General features: G+C 38.9%; 19 protein-coding genes, 1 pseudogene and 1 other annotated feature. Of the genes and pseudogenes, 1 reads left to right on the top strand and 19 read right to left on the bottom strand.

Annotation, left to right across the window (positions count from 1 at the left end):
- Positions 1-154 precede the first annotated feature (154 nt).
- The 15 genes and pseudogenes from pyrR to spoIIGA form a co-directional block, all read right to left on the bottom strand.
- On the bottom strand, positions 155-700 hold the full coding sequence (gene pyrR, locus RCG21_RS11105; protein WP_133332499.1) for a bifunctional pyr operon transcriptional regulator/uracil phosphoribosyltransferase PyrR: 546 nt from the start codon (positions 698-700) through the stop codon (positions 155-157).
- 155 nt (positions 701-855) lie between these two features.
- A complete protein-coding gene (locus RCG21_RS11100; protein ID WP_133332500.1) occupies positions 856-1,767 on the bottom strand; it encodes an RluA family pseudouridine synthase in 912 nt (303 codons plus the stop codon).
- Complete coding sequence (gene lspA, locus RCG21_RS11095; RefSeq protein ID WP_026574815.1) at positions 1,739-2,230, bottom strand: signal peptidase II; 492 nt, start codon at positions 2,228-2,230, stop codon at positions 1,739-1,741. The genes RCG21_RS11100 and lspA overlap by 29 nt, the downstream gene beginning before the upstream one ends.
- 76 nt (positions 2,231-2,306) lie before the next feature.
- On the bottom strand, positions 2,307-2,600 hold the full coding sequence (locus RCG21_RS11090) for a hypothetical protein (RefSeq protein ID WP_133332501.1): 294 nt from the start codon (positions 2,598-2,600) through the stop codon (positions 2,307-2,309).
- 141 nt (positions 2,601-2,741) lie between these two features.
- A complete protein-coding gene (gene ileS / locus RCG21_RS11085; RefSeq protein ID WP_308913166.1) occupies positions 2,742-5,513 on the bottom strand; it encodes an isoleucine--tRNA ligase in 2,772 nt (923 codons plus the stop codon).
- A gap of 266 nt (positions 5,514-5,779) precedes the next feature.
- Positions 5,780-6,015, bottom strand: a binding site (T-box leader).
- 50 nt (positions 6,016-6,065) lie between these two features.
- Positions 6,066-6,581 (bottom strand): DivIVA domain-containing protein, encoded by a 516-nt coding sequence (locus tag RCG21_RS11080; protein WP_133332503.1) that lies wholly within the window; start codon positions 6,579-6,581, stop codon positions 6,066-6,068.
- Between the two features lie 84 nt (positions 6,582-6,665).
- Positions 6,666-7,439, bottom strand: a complete 774-nt coding sequence (locus RCG21_RS11075) for a YlmH family RNA-binding protein (RefSeq protein ID WP_308913165.1) — start codon at positions 7,437-7,439, stop codon at positions 6,666-6,668.
- Positions 7,440-7,472: 33 nt separating this feature from the next.
- A complete protein-coding gene (locus tag RCG21_RS11070; RefSeq protein ID WP_133332505.1) occupies positions 7,473-7,736 on the bottom strand; it encodes a YggT family protein in 264 nt (87 codons plus the stop codon).
- A gap of 6 nt (positions 7,737-7,742) precedes the next feature.
- On the bottom strand, positions 7,743-8,177 hold the full coding sequence (locus RCG21_RS11065) for a cell division protein SepF (protein ID WP_133332506.1): 435 nt from the start codon (positions 8,175-8,177) through the stop codon (positions 7,743-7,745).
- A 12-nt stretch (positions 8,178-8,189) separates the two neighbouring features.
- Positions 8,190-8,867 (bottom strand): YggS family pyridoxal phosphate-dependent enzyme, encoded by a 678-nt coding sequence (locus tag RCG21_RS11060; RefSeq protein ID WP_308913164.1) that lies wholly within the window; start codon positions 8,865-8,867, stop codon positions 8,190-8,192.
- Between the two features lie 7 nt (positions 8,868-8,874).
- A pseudogene (gene pgeF / locus RCG21_RS11055) lies at positions 8,875-9,559 on the bottom strand (peptidoglycan editing factor PgeF).
- Positions 9,560-9,765: 206 nt separating this feature from the next.
- Positions 9,766-10,029: a YlmC/YmxH family sporulation protein gene (locus tag RCG21_RS11050; RefSeq protein WP_133332509.1), complete on the bottom strand. Its 264-nt coding sequence runs from the start codon at positions 10,027-10,029 to the stop codon at positions 9,766-9,768.
- 362 nt (positions 10,030-10,391) lie between these two features.
- Positions 10,392-11,171, bottom strand: a complete 780-nt coding sequence (gene sigG, locus RCG21_RS11045) for an RNA polymerase sporulation sigma factor SigG (protein WP_026574805.1) — start codon at positions 11,169-11,171, stop codon at positions 10,392-10,394.
- 169 nt (positions 11,172-11,340) lie between these two features.
- On the bottom strand, positions 11,341-12,060 hold the full coding sequence (sigE, locus tag RCG21_RS11040) for an RNA polymerase sporulation sigma factor SigE (RefSeq protein WP_133332510.1): 720 nt from the start codon (positions 12,058-12,060) through the stop codon (positions 11,341-11,343).
- A 45-nt stretch (positions 12,061-12,105) separates the two neighbouring features.
- Positions 12,106-13,029 carry a sigma-E processing peptidase SpoIIGA gene (gene spoIIGA / locus RCG21_RS11035; RefSeq protein WP_133332511.1) on the bottom strand — a complete coding sequence of 308 codons (924 nt, stop codon included), beginning with the start codon at positions 13,027-13,029 and terminating at the stop codon, positions 12,106-12,108.
- Positions 13,030-13,351: 322 nt separating this feature from the next.
- On the opposite strand from spoIIGA, the gene RCG21_RS11030 reads away from it, so the two are divergent.
- A protein-coding gene (locus RCG21_RS11030) for an IS3 family transposase (protein WP_308912891.1) occupies positions 13,352-14,682 on the top strand; the annotation gives its coding sequence in 2 pieces (ribosomal slippage) (positions 13,352-13,724 and positions 13,724-14,682; 1,332 coding nt in all).
- A 72-nt stretch (positions 14,683-14,754) separates the two neighbouring features.
- Here RCG21_RS11030 and ftsZ read toward each other — a convergent pair.
- The 4 genes from ftsZ to RCG21_RS11010 form a co-directional block, all read right to left on the bottom strand.
- Positions 14,755-15,888: a cell division protein FtsZ gene (ftsZ, locus tag RCG21_RS11025; protein WP_133332512.1), complete on the bottom strand. Its 1,134-nt coding sequence runs from the start codon at positions 15,886-15,888 to the stop codon at positions 14,755-14,757.
- Between the two features lie 40 nt (positions 15,889-15,928).
- The gene (gene ftsA, locus RCG21_RS11020) at positions 15,929-17,218 is read right to left on the bottom strand and encodes a cell division protein FtsA (RefSeq protein WP_133332513.1); all 1,290 of its coding nucleotides are present in this window, start codon (positions 17,216-17,218) and stop codon (positions 15,929-15,931) included.
- 122 nt (positions 17,219-17,340) lie between these two features.
- Complete coding sequence (locus tag RCG21_RS11015) at positions 17,341-17,703, bottom strand: small basic family protein (protein ID WP_133332514.1); 363 nt, start codon at positions 17,701-17,703, stop codon at positions 17,341-17,343.
- The gene (locus tag RCG21_RS11010; RefSeq protein ID WP_133332515.1) at positions 17,703-18,443 is read right to left on the bottom strand and encodes a DUF881 domain-containing protein; all 741 of its coding nucleotides are present in this window, start codon (positions 18,441-18,443) and stop codon (positions 17,703-17,705) included. Before RCG21_RS11010 ends, RCG21_RS11015 begins: the two co-directional genes overlap by 1 nt.
- Positions 18,444-18,460: the final 17 nt, after the last annotated feature.

Genomic DNA, 18,460 nt, shown 5'->3' with positions numbered 1-18,460 from the left:
GGGTTTTTCTTTATTTATTAGCATGGATTTTTTTTTCATAAAAAAACCTCTTTGCCCGGAATGGTACAAAGAGGATAGAATTACCGAATATTGAGTGTATACCCGGTTTTTCCCCTTTGTCAGCCTCACGGGACTGCTATTAAAAGGGTGCTATTTATTTGTCATAAATACTTACTTGATCAACTTGGTCAATTTCTGCTAATTCAACCACGATTTTTTCCACACTTGATGTCGGAATGTTTTTCCCGACATAATCGGCTCTAATTGGAAGTTCTCGATGTCCACGGTCTACTAATACGGCTAGCTGGATTACAGAAGGGCGGCCCAAGTCCATAATGGCATCTAGCCCTGCTCTTACCGTTCGTCCTGTATATAATACATCATCTACAAGAATAACTTTTTTATCAGTAATTTCCGCAGGAATATCTGAGCCTTTTACAAGTGGTTCTTGATTATCCGTTTTCTTCGTCAAATCATCTCGATACAAGGTAATATCCAGTTCTCCTACAGGAATAGGTTTACCTTCAATCTCTTCAATTTTTTTTGCCAGGCGTTCAGCGATATAAATTCCCCTAGTCCGAATCCCAACAAGAACACATTCTTCAATACCTTTATTTTTTTCAATAATTTGATGAGCAATCCGTGTTAAAGCTCTCGAAATCGCCTGCTCATCAAGAACAATTGCCTTTTGATTATTCATAAAAAAACCTCCCGCTGTGCTTGGCGAGAGGTTGACAATTCTGAAATTAGGCAAAAACCACCTAAAGACATAAACCGTTACCTTCTCAGCCTCACAGGACTGATTTAAAGGTCATATTCAACTGTTGTTATCTTACAATACTTTTTATTCCCGTGTCAACGATTATTTCGTAATTGATCTAACAGCCTTTCAAAATCGGATGGAATCGGTGCTTCAAATTCCAGATATTCCTGAGTTCGCGGATGAACAAAACCCAGTACCCCTGCATGTAATGCCTGTCCGTCAATTTCAAGTGTTTTCTTCGGTCCATACTTAGGATCTCCCGCAAGTGGATAGCCAATGTATTTCATATGGACACGAATTTGATGGGTTCTCCCTGTCTCTAATTGACATTCTACCAAGGTAAAATGGTTATAACGCTCCAGCACATGAAAATGGGTCACCGCATGTTTGCCATCATCCACCACAGTCATGCTTTGACGGTCCTTTGGATCCCTTCCCAGCGGTGCGTCAATTGTACCAAAATCATGCGGGATAACCCCATGCACAATTGCCTTATATTTACGGGTTACTGATTTTTCAACTAATTGATTTACTAAGCTCTCATGCGCCATATCGTTTTTTGCAACCATTAAAAGACCTGAGGTGTCTTTATCAATTCGATGAACAATTCCAGGACGTAATACCCCATTAATACCAGATAAATCCTTGCAATGTGCCATTAGGCCATTTACAAGCGTTCCCGTTAAATGACCTGGCGCAGGATGAACGACCATTCCTCGCGGCTTATTTACAACTAACACATCGGTATCCTCATAATAAATATCTAAGTCCATTTCCTCTGGAATCACATCGAGTGGTTCTGGATCTGGAATCGTAATCTCGATAAGATCATTTACTGCACATTTATAATTTGTTTTCACCACTTGTCCATTAACGAGGGCATTTCCATCCTTTATCCATTGTTGGACCTGTGTTCTTGACCATTCTTCATCAAGGGCAGAAATTACTTTATCAATGCGGTCGCCCTTTTGTTCCTCAAGAATGGTGTGTTCCATTTTCTCCATATGATTTCTCCTTTGATTCTCTCTCATCACGCAGCATCGAAATCATTAATAAAATTACGCCGATTACTAATGCTGAATCTGCAATATTAAATACTGGAAAATTATAACCAAAAATAAACGTATGAATAAAATCGACAACTTCCTTACGAATCACCCGGTCAATGAAATTCCCAATAGCCCCTCCAAGCATAAAAGAAAGGGAAACTCCAAGCAGCCATTTACCTTTTGCTGCTTTTTGTAAATAGTAAATTAAAGCAATAATGACCACCAAGGTGATGACGTAAAATAGCCACATTTGTCCTTGTAAAATTCCCCATGCAGCTCCTCGATTTCTATGGGAGGTAATATAAAGAAAATTTTCTATAATGGTGATGCTTTCGCCAAAATGCATTTTACTTACAATTAGCCACTTCGTAATTTGATCCAATACAATAACAAAAATCGCAATTAAGTAATAAAACACTAAGAAATACCTCCACATTTAACATTACTTCCTTAGCATTTTAGCATAATGAATAGCGAAACGACAATGTGATGGATTAAAAAGAGGAATTTATCGGTTTTTTATAAAATCTAACCAAATACTCTGAATCTTTTGTTGACTTTAACGTGGGGATTAACTGTAATAAATCGTCCGGCAGTAATTCACCTGAAATTTCACATTGACCATATTGGCCCCTTTTCATTTTTTCCATAGCAGAATCAATATCAGCAAGTTCTTCCTCCAATATAGAGGTAATCCACTCCCGCTTACTCTTGTGTTTTAATGAATGTTCAATTTCTTCTTTTGTTTGACGGAGTTCCAAAAACAGCTTTTCCTGCATTGCATTCATAGTTGTTACCTCCGCTTTCATTATTGTTTCATTATTATCCACCGTCTGACCAAAGCTGACACGGATAAACATTTGACATCAAAAACAACAATTAACGGAGGTGGAAAAATTTAAAAGCCCTGTTAACACAGGGCTTAATCTTTAGGCTAAATGTGTATAATTTTCTTTTACTACTTCTGCACAGCGCGGGCAAAGTGTTTTATGCTCTGAATCCTGGCCGACCTCTGGTGAGACAACCCAGCAGCGCTCACATGTCTCACCTTCCGCTTTGGTGACAACAATCGCTGCATTTTCAAGTTTAAGAGCATTTTCAGGTGCATCCTCCATAGAGCCTGCAACTTCAAAACCAGAGACAATAAATAACTGCTGCAAGCTTTCTTGAATCGAATCTAAAAGAGCTTTTGTTTGCTCATTTACATACAGAGTAACTTTTGCTGTTAACGATTTTCCAATTACTTTTTCATTTCTAGCTTCTTCTAGCGCTTTTAAGACATCATCCCTGAGTTTCATAAATGATGACCATTTTTCCTCTAAATCTTTTGCATTTGCATAATCTACGTATTCAGGAAGATCTGTCAATTGAACACTCTCCTCCTCAACATCAGGAATAAACTTCCAAACCTCATCCGCTGTATGAGAAAGAATCGGTGAAACCAATTTAGTTAAAGCAACCAATGAATCATACAAAACAGTTTGGATGGCACGGCGTTCATGATTATCTTTTGCCTCAATATATAGGACATCTTTTGCAAAATCCAAATAGAATGCGCTCAAGTCAAGTGTACAGAAATTATTTACTGCGTGATAAATACCGGAAAACTCATAATTTTCATATGCATTTCGGACATTTTTAATTAGCTTATTTAATTTGACAAGCATAAATTGATCCACTTCTCGTAAGTTTTCAAAAGCAACCTTATCAGAAGCTGGGTTAAAGTCTGCTAAGTTTCCTAATAAGAAACGGAACGTGTTACGGATTTTTCGATACACTTCGGCAACTTGTTTCAAAATGGCATCTGATACACGGACATCCGCTTGATAATCAACAGAAGCTACCCATAAGCGTAAAATATCAGCACCAAGCTGGTTCATAACCTTCGATGGAAGTACTGTATTTCCTAATGATTTACTCATTTTTCGGCCTTCACCATCAAGTGCGAAACCATGGCTTAGAACTCCTTTATATGGAGCTTTTCCTGTAACGGCAACAGCTGTAGAAAGTGATGAGTTAAACCAGCCGCGATATTGGTCGGAACCCTCAAGATAAAGGTCTGCCGGGCGGACTAAATCTTCTCTTTCTAGTAAGACAGCCTGATGGGAAGATCCTGAGTCAAACCAAACGTCCATGATATCTGTTTCTTTTGTAAATGTGCCATTCGGGCTGCCCGGATGGGTAAATCCTTCAGGAAGCAACTCTTTCGCTTCACGTTCAAACCAAACATTTGAACCAAACTGGCGGAATAAGTCTGATACATGATTAATTGTTTCATCCGTGATGATTTCTTCCCCATTTTCTGCGTAGAATACTGGGATTGGTACACCCCAGACACGCTGGCGGGAAATACACCAATCACCACGGTCACGCACCATATTAAATAGACGAGTTTCTCCCCATGCAGGAACCCATTTGGTTTCCTTAACCGCTTCAAGGAGCTCATTTCGGAAATCTTTAATTGAAGCAAACCATTGGGCAGTAGCTCGGAAAATGACCGGTTTTTTGGTTCTCCAATCATGTGGATAGGAGTGTGTAATAAATGAAAGCTTTAACAGTGCCCCTTCTTTTTCTAACGCTTCTGCAATCGGTTTATTCGCTTGATCGTAAAATAATCCTTCAAAACCAGGTGCTTCATTCGTCATATGCCCTTTATCATCCACTGGACAAAGTACTTCCAAACCATATTTTTGACCAACATAGAAGTCATCTTCCCCATGGCCTGGAGCAGTATGGACACAGCCAGTACCGGCATCTGTTGTGACATGCTCCCCTAACATAACTAATGAATCACGGCCGTACAACGGATGCGAAGCAATGATATTTTCTAGTTCAGAACCTTTTAGTTTTTGTACAACAGCTGTTTCTTCCCAGCCAATTTCCTTTGTTACAGCTTCTAAAAGAGCTTCGGCAACTAAGTATTTATTTCCATTTGCAGTTACAACTACATACGTTAAATCAGGGTGAACAGAGATCCCTAAGTTTGCAGGAATCGTCCAAGGAGTTGTTGTCCAGATGACAATTTGGGTATCGGCATCAAGAACACCCTTTCCATCTTTCACTTTAAAACCAACATAAATGGAGGCTGAACGTTTATCTTGGTATTCAATCTCTGCCTCAGCAAGAGCTGACTCACTGGATGGTGACCAATAAACAGGCTTTAGGCCTTTATAAATATAACCTTTTTTCGCCATTTCCCCGAATACTTTAATTTGCTGTGCTTCATACTCCGGTTTCAGAGTGATATAAGGGTTTTCCCAATCACCGCGAACACCAAGACGTTTGAATTGAGTTCGTTGGTTATCAATTTGTTGTAAGGCATATTCAGTACAAAGCTTTCTGAATTCCGCAACGGTCATTTCTTTCCGCTTTACACCTTTATTGGTTAATGCCTGTTCGATTGGCAGACCATGTGTGTCCCAGCCCGGTACATATGGCGCTTGGAAACCGCTCGATGATTTATAGCGAACGATAAAATCCTTTAAAATTTTATTCAGAGCATGACCCATATGGATATCGCCATTTGCATATGGAGGTCCATCATGAAGGACAAACATTGGACGTCCTTTTGTCCGCTCCTGTACTTTTGCATAAATATCAATTTCTTCCCATTTTGCCTGGATATCTGGCTCCCTTTGCGGAAGATTGCCCCTCATTGGAAATTCAGTCTTTGGCATTAATAACGTATCTTTATAATCCATTTTTTCTTCCTCCAATAAATATTTCTATTGAACAGATTAGACCATTTTTACAATTGTCTCTGTTAAACATGGTTGTTGATTTCCGCTCCAGGCACTTCGCTTTCCGTGGGCGGTCTGGGGAGCCTCCACATCACTTTGCTCCTGCGGGTCTCCCCTACCCCGTACTCCCACAGGAGTCTTCGTGCCTTCTGCTCCAATCAACTTTGTTTAAAAATCAATATTGTTCTTTAATATTTCCTTACAATAAAAAAACCCTCTCATCCCAAAATAGGGACGAGAAGGTTTTCCCGCGGTACCACCCTGATAGACAAGTACATATATACCCATCCGCTTAACCATTCGTAACGTGAATCATACGCCAAAGCCTACTAACCTTATATAGATTTTCAGCCTGGGACTCAAGGGTGATCTTCCAACTTTTCAACTTTACCGGGCTTTCACCCTCCCCGGCTCGCTAGAAAAAGCATCCGAAAAATTGTACTGTCCCTTTCATCGTCATTGTCCATACTATTTAATCTGTTAGAAAATTATATGCTATTAACTAAAGATTCGTCAAGTTAATGAATCTTCTTCTTCGTGAACTTTTAGTTCGGTTGCATCAATTTCGTATTCCAATAAATGATCCCAATCATCTGTGTTCAACATATCGAGCTGGGCTTCAATTAGCATCTTAAATCTTGTGCGGAAGACTTTTGACTGCTTTTTCAAATCCTCAATTTCCATTGCAATTTTTCGTGCTTTAGATAGGGATTCGTTTACAATCCGATCAGCATTTTTCTCAGCCTCTTTAATAATCAGCTTAGCTTCCTTTTGCGCACTTCGTTTTACCTCTTCACCCGCTTCTTGAGCAATAACAATTGATTTATTTAATGTTTCTTCAATATTTACAAAATGGCTCAAGCGTTCATTCATTTCATTTAAACGCTCTTCCAATTCTTTTTTCTCGCGTAAAACTAATTCATAATCCTTTATTACTTGATCAAGAAATTCATTTACTTCATCCTCATCGTAGCCTCGAAAACCTTTATTAAATTCTTTATTGTGTATGTCTAACGGCGTTAAGGGCATGATGCCACCTCCATCAATGTATGCGTCTGTATGTATAACATTATTAATTCGACAAGATTTTCGATTTTCCTGCTGAAATATAAATTATTTTTGTTTCCCAACTTGTATTCGCCATTTTTCTTTCTTTGTTTTTCCATCAATTGACAAAATTTTCACTCTGCCGTGTCCGCGGACAGAGATTAAATCGCCTTCTCCACATTCAAAGGAAGGGCTTTCGGTTAGAGTCCAGTTAACCTTAACTAAGCCTTGCTGAATCAGAAGCTGCGATTTTTGCCTGGAAAGATGATGAATTCCAGACACTACCGTATCCAAACGCAAGGATGAAACTGTCATTTCACTTTCTACCCATTCATTGTGTACAGAAATTGCCTGATCAAGTTCTATTTCCTTTAATCGTACGGTGGCCCGCCCAATGGATTGCAGATTCATTTTAATATAATCACTAACTTCCTTTGAAGCAAAAAATTGAACTCTTTCTTCCTCAAACAGAATATCTCCGAATTTCCCCCGCTTCAAGCCCAATGACATTAGTGTTCCTAATACCTTTGGATGTTCAATCGTCAAAAATTTGGAGGGATATACAATTTCAAATAATGCAATTTGGAAATCATCAAGGGTCTCTGAAAAATAATCAGGAATAATTAGCGCTCTTTTTCTTTCAACGCCTAAATTACCGCCAAAGAGGCGGTATTGAATTGAACTATTTTCACCAATCAGGACTTTTAAAATATGCTGTTCCCTTGGATCAAGGAAATCCGTCAGCCTAGTAGAATAAGAGGATTCCACATAATCCTTCCAATGTAATACCTGATCAATAAATTCCCGCTCTTCAGGCCGAAAATGCTGATAAATATTCATAACCGTCTCCTAACTAAAGCGGTAAAACCGAAATTAAACAATCCAACTTTGCAATGCTCTTAGTCCTACCGGAGCATAATAGAGAACGAAAAATGCTGCCAATGGGGATAGATCCATCATGCCGATTGGAGGAATAATCCGTCTAAATGGCTCTAGGAACGGTTCACAAATTCGTGCAAGGAAAGAACCAATTTGCGAGCTGCTCATATTTGGGAACCAAGACATTAAAATATAAATGATTAGAATCCAACGATAAATTCCGATTAACTGAATTAATAGATTAAAAATTAAATCCATTTCCGTTTACCACCTCGTATCCTGAAATTCACTTTCCTTTACCAATGCTTCTGTAATATTACCGGACACTTCTACATTATCAGGTGTACACAAAAAAATCTTTTCGCCAATTTTTTGAATTTCTCCGCTGATGGTATATACTGCACCGCTTAAAAAATCTACAATTTGTCTTCCCTGTTCACTATCAATGCGCTGCAAGTTAACGACAACGGCACGGCGATTTTTTAAATGATCAGCAATCTCAGTCGCCTGAGAATAAGTGCGCGGTTCGACGAGTACAACCTTTGAAGACTTTTGTACACTTTGCAAGCTTACAACATTTTGAGGTTTAGCAGCTGGTTTGGGCTGTCTGACAGGCTGGACTTCTTCTACAATGTCCTCATTTCCATCAAATTCCTCATCTAAAAAGAAAAACGTTTTTAATTTTGACTTTATGCTCATCATCATCCACTCCTAACCATCTTCGCCTACTAGTGCTGTTCCTATTCTTACCATTGTTGCTCCCTCTTCAATTGCAATTGCAAAATCATTAGACATTCCCATCGAAAGCTCTGTACAAGGCGCATAATCTAGTTGAAGTTCCATGATTTGGTCCCGCAACTGTCTTAACCCGCGAAAACTATTGCGAAGCACGTTCTCATCATCGGTAAAAGGTGCCATTGTCATTAAGCCCTCAACCCGAATGTTTTTCAATGGCTGAAGCTGTATAATAAATTCAATTGCTTCTTCAGGTGTTAAGCCATGTTTTGATTCCTCTTCGGAAATATTCACCTGAACGAGACATTTAACTGGTTTCACTGCACGCTTATTGATTTCTTCTGCCAGGGAAAGTCGGTCCAATGAATGGATATATTCAACTTTATCGATGATATTCTTTACTTTTCTTGTTTGCAAAGTTCCAATAAAGTGCCATTTAGGCTTGTCCCCTAACACTTCCCATTTCTTAAGAAGACCTTCATCACGGTTTTCTCCCAGATTTAAGATACCAGCTTCAACTGCTTCCATCGCTCTTTCCGTACTCACATATTTGGTAACGGCAATGACCTTTATTTCGTCGGGCTTTCGATTTACTGTTCGACATGCCTCTAATATTTGCTCATTAATATGTTCAAGCTTTGCTGCTACTTTCATAATCGTTTTAGCTCTCCTTCCAACCAATGAAACTCATCATTCTTCCTGACCGTCCCTTATCACGGCGATGGGAAAAAAATTCCCCTTCATCGCAACTGGAGCAAAAACCGGTCACGAGAATATTTTGATTAGGTATACCTGCCTTTATCAAAATTTGCTTGTTAAGCTCACGCAAATCTAATGAATATTGACCATCATTTACTAAATTATATGGCTTTTTTTCGACATCTTCTAGTGCTTTTTCTACAAAATCAATAACACGGTCATCTACAATATAACATTTTTCACAAATAGACGGTCCAATTGCCACAAAAATTTGGTCAGGACTAATTCCTTCCGCTTTAAACTCCATAATCATAGTGGCGGCTATTTCATTGACCGTTCCTTTCCAGCCGGCATGGGCGGCTCCAATCAAATGTTTCTCCGGTGCAATAAAAAAGAGGGACGCAATCTGCAAAGCAGAGAGTTAATAAAATGCCCTCTTCAATTGTATAAAAACCATCCGTCCCTTTAAACGAATGTTCATAAGCATCAGAACCTTTTCCTCGGTCCGCCTTTGTGATCTTTTGAATCACAATATCATGTGTTTGTTCAGCACCAACCCATTGTTTCAAAGGGAATTGGAGCAGGTCAGCAACCTTCGCTCTATTGGAGCATACATGAACTGGATTGTCACCGACGTGAAACCCCATGTTTAGCTTTTCAAATTCCCCTAGTGAGTCCCCGCCTTTTTTGGTCGTAATACCGGCAACTAAACCGGGGAATTTCTCCATCCAGCTTTGTATTGTAAAAAATGATTGATTTCCTTTAACAAATGAATCCATGATCTACCTCTTCTTTTTCCTATAGTTTAACATGAATAGTAAGATTGGTCACCGCAAGGATAACTTGGTGACATTTAGGCTTCATCAGAGATTTTTTCTTCAAAGCCTTTATAACGGACCAATATTACATCCTGGCCAATTTTGATAATATTCTTCCATGGAATCACAATATCTTGATCCTTTCCAAAAAGGCCGAGGACCCTGCCGCTTCCGCTTATGACGACGGCTTCAATTCTTCCTGTTGATAAATTAATTTCAATATCCCCGATATTCCCTAGCCTTTTCCCATCTGAGACATTGACAACGTCTTTTATTTGAAAATCAGAAATTTTAACCATCCTTATTCACTCCCATTTTTCTATATACTATAGAAAATATATGATAAAAAGATGGAATTTATTTTGAATTACAAAAGAAAAAGCGGAACCGCCTTAGGAACAAGCACAGCTTGTTCCTGTGATGATTATTCTAAGTAGTTTTCCTTAGTGATCAGACCCAACAGCTGCTTGCGGGCCTGACGGTGAAGTCGTTTTTTTGACTTCATCAGCATGCCTACAACACTGAATTTGCATCCTTGAAGGCATACGACGAGGTGAACGGCACTTTTTGGAATATGCTTTGCCGAAGGAGCAGGATAGCGACCTAGAGGGGCTATGCACTGGAGCTAGACAATTAAATAAAGCTGCCCATTTTGGACAGCTTAATTTTGGATGTTTTTATTCATTTGTCGGATTGCGGCTTTCTCTAGACGAGAAACTTGGGCTTGAGAAATTCCAATTTCGTCAGCTACCTCCATTTGCGTTTTACCTTGGAAGAACCTTTTTCTTAAGATTAATTTTTCGCGGTCGTTTAACCTGCGCATACCTTCTTTTAAGGCAATCTCTTCTATCCAATGGATATCTTTATTTCGTTCATCGCTTAATTGATCCAATACATAAATCGGGTCGCCGCCATCATTATAAATTGGCTCGAAGAGAGAAACTGGGTCTTGAATCGCATCAAGTGCAAAGACGATTTCTTCATGGGGAACCTCTAAAACCTTCGCTATTTCTTCGGCAGTTGGTTCCCTGGACGTCTCACTCATTAGCCTTTCTCTAACTTGCAGGGCCTTATAAGCAATATCTCTCAGAGATCTGGAAACACGAATCGGATTATTGTCACGTAAATACCGACGAATCTCTCCAATAATCATTGGTACGGCATAGGTGGAAAACTTTACATTTTGACTTAAATCAAAGTTATCAATTGATTTCATTAGTCCAATACAGCCCACCTGAAACAGGTCATCAACAAACTCTCCACGATTGTTAAATCGTTGAATAACACTTAACACGAGTCGTAAATTTCCGTTGACGAGCTTTTCACGGGCAGTTAGGTCGCCCTCTTGCATTTGCTTGAAGAGTAATCTCATTTCTTCGTTTTTTAATACTGGAAGCTTTGATGTGTCCACACCGCAAATTTCAACCTTATTTCGAGTCAATCCTTTTTCCCTCCTCACAGGAGCTGCTGTACAAAAAACAGTATCTCCTTGGGCAGGAAAAATATGCACTTTTACTTGGCAGCTGATTGACCCTAATAGATCGAAAATCGTGCTTACATCCCGAAATTATTAGCTTTTTTGCTTAGAAAAATTTTCTTTTTTTCCAAAACTAAACCATTTTATTGAACTCTTTTCTTAATCTCTTGATTATTCTTTTTTCAAGTCTCGAAATATAGGATTGGGAAATCCCCAACATATCTGCAACATCTTTTTGCGTTTTTTCTTCTCCATTTGTAAGACCAAAGCGAAGTTCCATAATTTGCTTTTCGCGATCTGTTAATTGATGGAGGGCTTTTGTTAAAAGCTTACGATCCACATTTGCTTCCAAATCCTTTGTGATGATATCATCATCTGTTCCAAGTACATCTGAAAGCAATAATTCATTTCCATCCCAATCAATGTTTAATGGTTCATCAAAGGAAACCTCTGATCTAATCTTATTATTTCTTCTTAAGTACATCAGAATTTCATTCTCAATACATCTCGAGGCATATGTAGCAAGCTTAATTTTCTTTTCCGGGTTAAACGTATTGACTGCTTTAATTAAACCGATGGTACCAATACTGATTAAATCTTCAATATTAATTCCTGTATTTTCAAACTTTCTGGCAATATAAACTACAAGTCTGAGATTTCGTTCAATCAAAATGGATCGTGCTGCTTTATCCCCGCCAGGTAATTTTTTTAAAAGCAGTTCTTCTTCATCTTTACTTAATGGAGGGGGCAATGCCTCGCTTCCGCCAATATAATAAACTTCGTCCGTTTTAAATCCCAATTTGATTAGTAGTTTATACCAGTAATAGGAAAAGCGTATTCTCCATTTTTTCATGCAAGTTCCTCCTTCTAAAAATATGTTTTTCTGAGTATAGTAATATTAACTTACCTTTTCTGTATTCCCGGGCTGTCTAGGTCCAGTAAGCATTTTTGGATGGACGATGCATTGGAAAGCATCATCGGGAGAAAGCTCTTGCATAGTAAACGACACAAGACCCTTTTCACAAAGGAAGCAATCACCGTTTTTCTCAATTAATATAGAGTCAGGTTTTACCGCCATAATCAGTTGATGCTCTTGTCCAACCACACGAAAAGGAATTATTCGAAGCTTGTTTTGCCATTCTGAAGGTAATTCTTCCTCTCCCATTAATAAAGTCTCAGAATTCGCTGCCATCCGCTTGATTGGTTCTGACATAACTTCCATTTGGTTTTTAATCGAGATAAACATAACGGGAAGCCTTGTTAAAGGATCATACACTTGATTTCCACTATCCACCAATCCTTTGAATGCATAGGTCTCAGAATTGATCGTAAGGTTAACACTAACAATTTGATCAAACTGAATCTTCGTCATTTCCATCCCTTCCACATTCTTCTTTGAAAAATGCCAAGCAATCGGAAACCCGATAAAAACAAACAGCCAGCTGATCGGATCTCCAAACCCCTTTAGTCCAGCAAGCAGGATGGACTCTGTTTGTAGAAAATAATGCGCCCCAATCAGTGCACCACCAATCAAAAACGTAGAAACATATAATGTCATTAATGCCTTTATAAAATAGACCAGTCGCTTATATCCAAACGTGGCAAGAATCATCAATACCGAAAAGAGAAGTTTTGTAATCGGATGGTTTGAAAAGGCATGTATGGGTGTGAACGATAATAAAATAATCAAGGAACCGATAAATCCACCAGATAACAACCTCCATAATCGAATCTTTCTCTTTAAAAAAATCGCTGTTAAATATAGGAGCAGAGTATCAAATAAAAGGTTTAGAGCCCAGATTACATCTAAATATACAATCAAATAGCTTCCCCCTTCATTGATTCCCCCAAAAGAAAACTAAACCTCTTTATATTTCTATTATTCTGTTTTTTATCTTGTTTAGGAAAAAGTATAACGCACATAGAGCGCTGAAGTGTGTCACTTTCTGTAAACAAAAAAGCAGAAATTTTCACTATATGTCAGAGATTTTGTCGTATTTTTCCAGTCATATAAAAAGAAAAGGCACGGTCCCTATGTAAAATGTACCCTATAGAGTAGACACTTAAAAAAAGTGCTTTCTATAGGGTACTTTTTTTATATAATTTAATAACACAACTAGAGACATACTGGAGACGGAGAAATCATGAGTAAAAAGACTTTTACAGAGAAAGAAATCGCTATACTATCTAAGAATCCATATATACAATCTGTTAGTTCAAAAGGAATTACATACTCTGATGAGTTTAAGCAACACTTTATCTCAGAGTTCAATAAGGGGAAATTCTCGAGACAAATATTTGAAGAAGCAGGGTTTGACGTTGATATTATCGGGATACAAAGAATTAAATCAGCTTCAGAACGTTGGAGGAATGCCTTTAAGAAGGCTGGGGTATTGGGACTTAATGACACTAGGAAAGAAAGTTCTGGTAGACCACGTGTAACGGAGTTATCCCTTGAGGAGAAATATGCCAGGTTAGAAGCTCAAATGAATCTCTTAAAGGCAGAGAATGAACTCCTAAAAAAGATCCGCATGCTAGAAAGGGGGCTGGTGAAGTAAAACTCCCTGCTAGTCAAAAATATATCCTCATTCGGTACGTCATTGAGAAATACAACTTGAAGCACATGGTGAGTTTCCTTTGTGAGGCAGCTAATGTTTCACGAAGCGGGTATTATAATTATTTCTCTCAGAAGTCCGTAGAACAGAGAAAACGGCAAGATGCAAAGGATGAAGAATCAAAAGCGTTGATATTAAAGGCCTTTCACTTTAAAGGTAAAATGAAAGGGGCACGTCAAATTAAAATGACATTGGCGGGCCAATTTCAGTGTGTCTTCAATTTGAAGAAGATCCGTAGAATCATGAAAAAATATGATATTGTCTGCCCAATCAGGAAAGCAAATCCATACCGAAGAATGATGAAAGCCACTCAGGAACACAGAGTGGTTCCTAACCTATTAAACCGTCAATTCAAACAAGATGCACCAGGTAAAGTACTGCTCACGGACATCACATACCTAAACTACCATAGTGGACAAAGAGCGTACCTGTCTGTGGTTAAAGACGGGTCTACCGGGGAAGTATTGGCGCACTATCTTTCTAATCGCATCACCATGGATTTGGCCACTAACACCTTACTCAAATTAAAGAAGAATCGAAACTTTAAGAAGGCTGAAAATGCTCTTATCCACTCTGATCAAGGGACACATTATACCCATCCCGATTTCCAAAAACTCGTTCGGAAACTAAGGTTACGTCAGTCTATGTCTAGGAGAGGGAACTGTTGGGATAACGCCCCAATCGAATCATTCTTTGGTCATCTGAAAGACGAGGTAAACATAAAAGCGTGTAAGACGTTCGAGGAGCTTCAATGTGAAATAGACAAGTATATCCGCCACTATAACCATACCAGATATCAATGGAACCTAAAAAAGATGACCCCTGTACAATACAGAAATCATCTTCTTCAGGTTGCTTAATCCCTTTTTTCAAAATGTCCTTTACAAAGGGTACATTTTAATGCAGGACCGTGCCTTTTCTTTTAAAAAAATCTATCTTCTACGATTCCGATTTCTTAAGAAAGTTGGAATATCTAAAGTTTCTTCTTGAGAATTATTTGTATTGCGTACCGGTTCTTGTGGTACTTCTTCACGCTTTGGTTCTCTTTTAACGTTTCCAATTGGCGGTTTAGCCTGCCCAAATGAAGGGCGAGCCACTTTCGGCTGAATGACTTCCTCATTAAATCCGGTAGCAATGACGGTTACGATAATCTCATCTTTTAGATTATCATTGATAACAGATCCGAAAATCATGTTTACTTCTTGGTCAGATGCTGTTGCAACAATATCGGCTGCCTCTTGCACTTCGTACAAGCTCAAGTTTGAACCGCCGGTAATGTTCATCAATACACCTTGCGCCCCATCAATGGATGTTTCAAGTAATGGAGAACTAATTGCTTTCTTTGCAGCTTCAGCTGCACGATTCTCACCAGCTGCAATACCGATCCCCATTAATGCAGAGCCTTTATTCGACATAATCGTTTTTACGTCCGCAAAGTCCAGGTTAATCAATCCTGGAACCGCTATTAAGTCAGAAATACCCTGAACACCTTGACGAAGTACATTATCAGCCTCACGGAATGCTTCAAGCATAGGTGTGCTTTTATCAACAATTTCTAAAAGCCGGTCGTTTGGAATGACAATTAGGGTATCTACCGCTTCCTTCATCGAAGCAATTCCCCCGGATGCCTGTGTAGAACGTTTTTTCCCTTCAAAGGTAAATGGACGTGTAACGACACCCACTGTTAATGCCCCAAGCTCACGAGCAATTTGTGCAATGACAGGCGCCGCTCCGGTACCTGTTCCGCCGCCCATGCCTGCGGTTACAAATACCATATCCGCCCCGCGTAAAGCTTCTTCTAATTGTTCTTTACTTTCTTCAGCAGCTTTTTTTCCTACTTCAGGATTAGCCCCAGCCCCAAGACCTCTGGTCAATTTACCGCCAATCTGCATTTTTACTTCTGCCTTTGAAAGATTTAAGGCCTGTGCATCTGTATTTACAGCAATAAATTCAACGCCTTGTACCCCATGTTCAATCATTCGGTTGACTGCGTTATTTCCGCCTCCGCCAACACCGATTACTTTTATTGTCGCAAGAGAATCTAAATTGGTATCGAACTCTAACATGACAAATCCTCCTAATTCGTCGATTTTCCTTTTCGTATGCTTATTCGAAAAAGTAACCAAGGATTTTTTTAACTTTTGATGACATCTTTTCTTCTGGTTGCTTTTCTACCTTTGCTTTTGGCTGTTGTTGTTGTTGTTTTGGGACTTTCTTTTCGATCGGTTCCGAAACTGGCGATGGTGCAGCAACAGGACCCCCTGGTAATCTAGCATTCTTGTAAGCATATTTGATTAGACCAACCGCTGTTGTATATTGAGGCTCTCTTACTCCAATATAATCAGGTATAGCTATGCGAACTCTATTTTGCAATATCACCTGGGCAAGCTCCAGCACTCCTTGCATATTTGCGATTCCGCCGGTCAACACATACCCTCCAGGCAAATCATTAAAGCCTTTTCGTTTCATTTCATGTAAAATCAAGTCAAAAATTTCTTCTAATCTCGCTTCAATTATGTCAGAAATTTCTAGTTGGTTGAATTGTTGATGCTGATCACTTCCGATTATCGGAACACTGAATACTTCATCCTCTGAAGCTTCATCATAGAAAGCATGTCCATGTTTAATCTTGATTTTTTCGGCATCCTCCGTAGAGGTGCATAAAACCTTTGAAAGATCATTTGTAATATGCTCTCCACCAACCGGCAAGACACTGGTTGATTTTAAATAACCCTGTTCAAAAACTGCCAGGGTGGTAGAACCGCCGCCAAGATCAATTAAGGCCACCCCAAGATTTTTTTCATCCTTTGATAAGGCAAATGAACCCGCAGCAAGCGGCTGAAGGGTTATGTCAAGAATCTCCAAACCTGCCTTTTCAACACATCTGAGTGTATTATGCAAAATGGTTTTAGACCCTGTTATGATGGTCCCTTCCATTTCTAAACGAACACCAATCATACCGCGCGGATCATTGATTTCATCAAGTCCATCAACGATAAATTGTTTGGAGACTACCCCGATGATTTCTCTTTCAGGAGGAATGGAAACGACTTGGGCCGCGTCAATTACCCTTAGGACATCATCATTGGTAATTTCCCGATTCGGACTGGAAACGGCTACAACGCCATGGCATGGCTGCAACATGACATGATTCCCCGTTATTCCGACAATGACTTGTCTAATTTCCATTCCAATCATTCTTTCTGCCTGCTCTATCGCTCTCTTTATTGAATGAACGGTTTCGTCTATATCTACAATTGATCCTTTACGTAAACCTTCCGATTTTACATTACCAACACCAATTATATTTAATGAGTCATTGACCATTTCACCAATGATAACTTTTACACTGGATGTACCGATGTCAAGACTAACATATATTTCATTGCTGTTCATTCTTTGGCACCTCCTTTAGCATTCCTTCAGTCGAACAACAATTTTATTTTGTTCAAAAAAAGTTTCCTATACATATCTTATAAAATTATTCGTCACAACTAAATGATTCCCTTTAAAATTCATCAATTTTTTTCTAATTTTTCTTTGCTAGATGACCATTTTGCTATTAAAATTCGTCGAATGACAGCAATATTTTGAAACAACCTGACTCCAAATGCAAACACTGCTGCTAAATACAAGTCTACACCAAGATGGACACCTAGAAAAGCTAAACTTGCTGCAAGGATGATATTAAAGAAAAAGCCGGAAACAAATACTTTTTCATCGTAAATATTTTGCAGATTTGCTCGAATTCCCCCAAACAATGTGTCCAGTGCAGCGAGCACAGCAATCGATAAATAATTTGCATATTCTTCGGGAATTCGAATATCAGTAAACAACCCGAGAACCGACCCAATGATTAATCCAAGTATGGGAAGCCACATTACTTATTGCCTCCTCCTTCATTTCCTTTAACCGGCTCCATATAACGAATTCGAATTGGATTTTCATAGGAGGGAACCGTCACTTTTGTTTTAGGTGAAGATACAGTCAATCGCAAATTTTCAATGTAAAACTCCTCAATAGACTTTGAAACCTTCATTCGATTATACAATTTTTCTGCAGTATCGATACTGTCTGCGACCACTTTTACCTCTATTGGCAAGCTTTTAATGGTATGTCCATCAATTTTCGTTTGGGCATTAATATCACGAATAACGGTAGTATTAATCACTCTTTGTCCATCAATTGAGACATATTTTGCCTCATACATATTTAATTCATTTAGTAATCTTTGCAAAAGATCCGGAGAAACTTCTTGGGTTACAGATGCCCCTAATTCAATTTCCTCAAGCGCGGGTTCGATTTTCAAGGTAATTCCGGGGCCTGTTACCTTTGTTAACCCGGCTTCAACCTTTAACTCATTTAATGTATCTTTCAGTGCCTGCTCCTTACCCTTCTTTCGTTTCGACTCATATGCGGTCAATTTTTCCTCATTTGAACGAATTTCACTTAAAAGAGTCGACTGCAATTCCTTTTCCTTTAACAAGGCCTCACGAATCTCCCATATATCTCGTGTATCACGATCAACCGGTTTTTTTATCGTTTGAAATTGAATCGCAATCATAAAACCGATTATGGCAGTAATCAAGGTAAAGCTTAAGTTTTTCTTCGGTTTGTCCACCTTTTTCACCTAACCTT

Source organism: Bacillus salipaludis (genome assembly GCF_030938565.1).
Classification (GTDB): Bacteria; Bacillota; Bacilli; order Bacillales; family Cytobacillaceae; genus Neobacillus; species Neobacillus salipaludis_A.
Note: the sequence above shows the minus strand (reverse complement) of the source record. Positions and strands in the feature narration are given on the sequence as shown.

Bases quoted from the DNA above. Each gene is read 5' to 3' on its own strand.
- pyrR (WP_133332499.1), bottom strand. From the start codon at position 700: ATGAATAATCAAAAGGCAATTGTTCTTGATGAGCAGGCGATTTCGAGA.
- RCG21_RS11100 (WP_133332500.1), bottom strand. From the start codon at position 1,767: ATGGAGAAAATGGAACACACCATTCTTGAGGAACAAAAGGGCGACCGC.
- RCG21_RS11090 (WP_133332501.1), bottom strand. From the start codon at position 2,600: ATGAATGCAATGCAGGAAAAGCTGTTTTTGGAACTCCGTCAAACAAAA.
- ileS (WP_308913166.1), bottom strand. From the start codon at position 5,513: ATGGATTATAAAGATACGTTATTAATGCCAAAGACTGAATTTCCAATG.
- RCG21_RS11080 (WP_133332503.1), bottom strand. From the start codon at position 6,581: ATGCCCTTAACGCCGTTAGACATACACAATAAAGAATTTAATAAAGGT.
- RCG21_RS11075 (WP_308913165.1), bottom strand. From the start codon at position 7,439: ATGAATATTTATCAGCATTTTCGGCCTGAAGAGCGGGAATTTATTGAT.
- RCG21_RS11070 (WP_133332505.1), bottom strand. From the start codon at position 7,736: ATGGATTTAATTTTTAATCTATTAATTCAGTTAATCGGAATTTATCGT.
- RCG21_RS11065 (WP_133332506.1), bottom strand. From the start codon at position 8,177: ATGAGCATAAAGTCAAAATTAAAAACGTTTTTCTTTTTAGATGAGGAA.
- RCG21_RS11060 (WP_308913164.1), bottom strand. From the start codon at position 8,867: ATGAAAGTAGCAGCAAAGCTTGAACATATTAATGAGCAAATATTAGAG.
- RCG21_RS11050 (WP_133332509.1), bottom strand. From the start codon at position 10,029: ATGGTTAAAATTTCTGATTTTCAAATAAAAGACGTTGTCAATGTCTCA.
- sigE (WP_133332510.1), bottom strand. From the start codon at position 12,060: ATGAAAAAATGGAGAATACGCTTTTCCTATTACTGGTATAAACTACTA.
- ftsZ (WP_133332512.1), bottom strand. From the start codon at position 15,888: ATGTTAGAGTTCGATACCAATTTAGATTCTCTTGCGACAATAAAAGTA.
- ftsA (WP_133332513.1), bottom strand. From the start codon at position 17,218: ATGAACAGCAATGAAATATATGTTAGTCTTGACATCGGTACATCCAGT.
- RCG21_RS11015 (WP_133332514.1), bottom strand. From the start codon at position 17,703: ATGTGGCTTCCCATACTTGGATTAATCATTGGGTCGGTTCTCGGGTTG.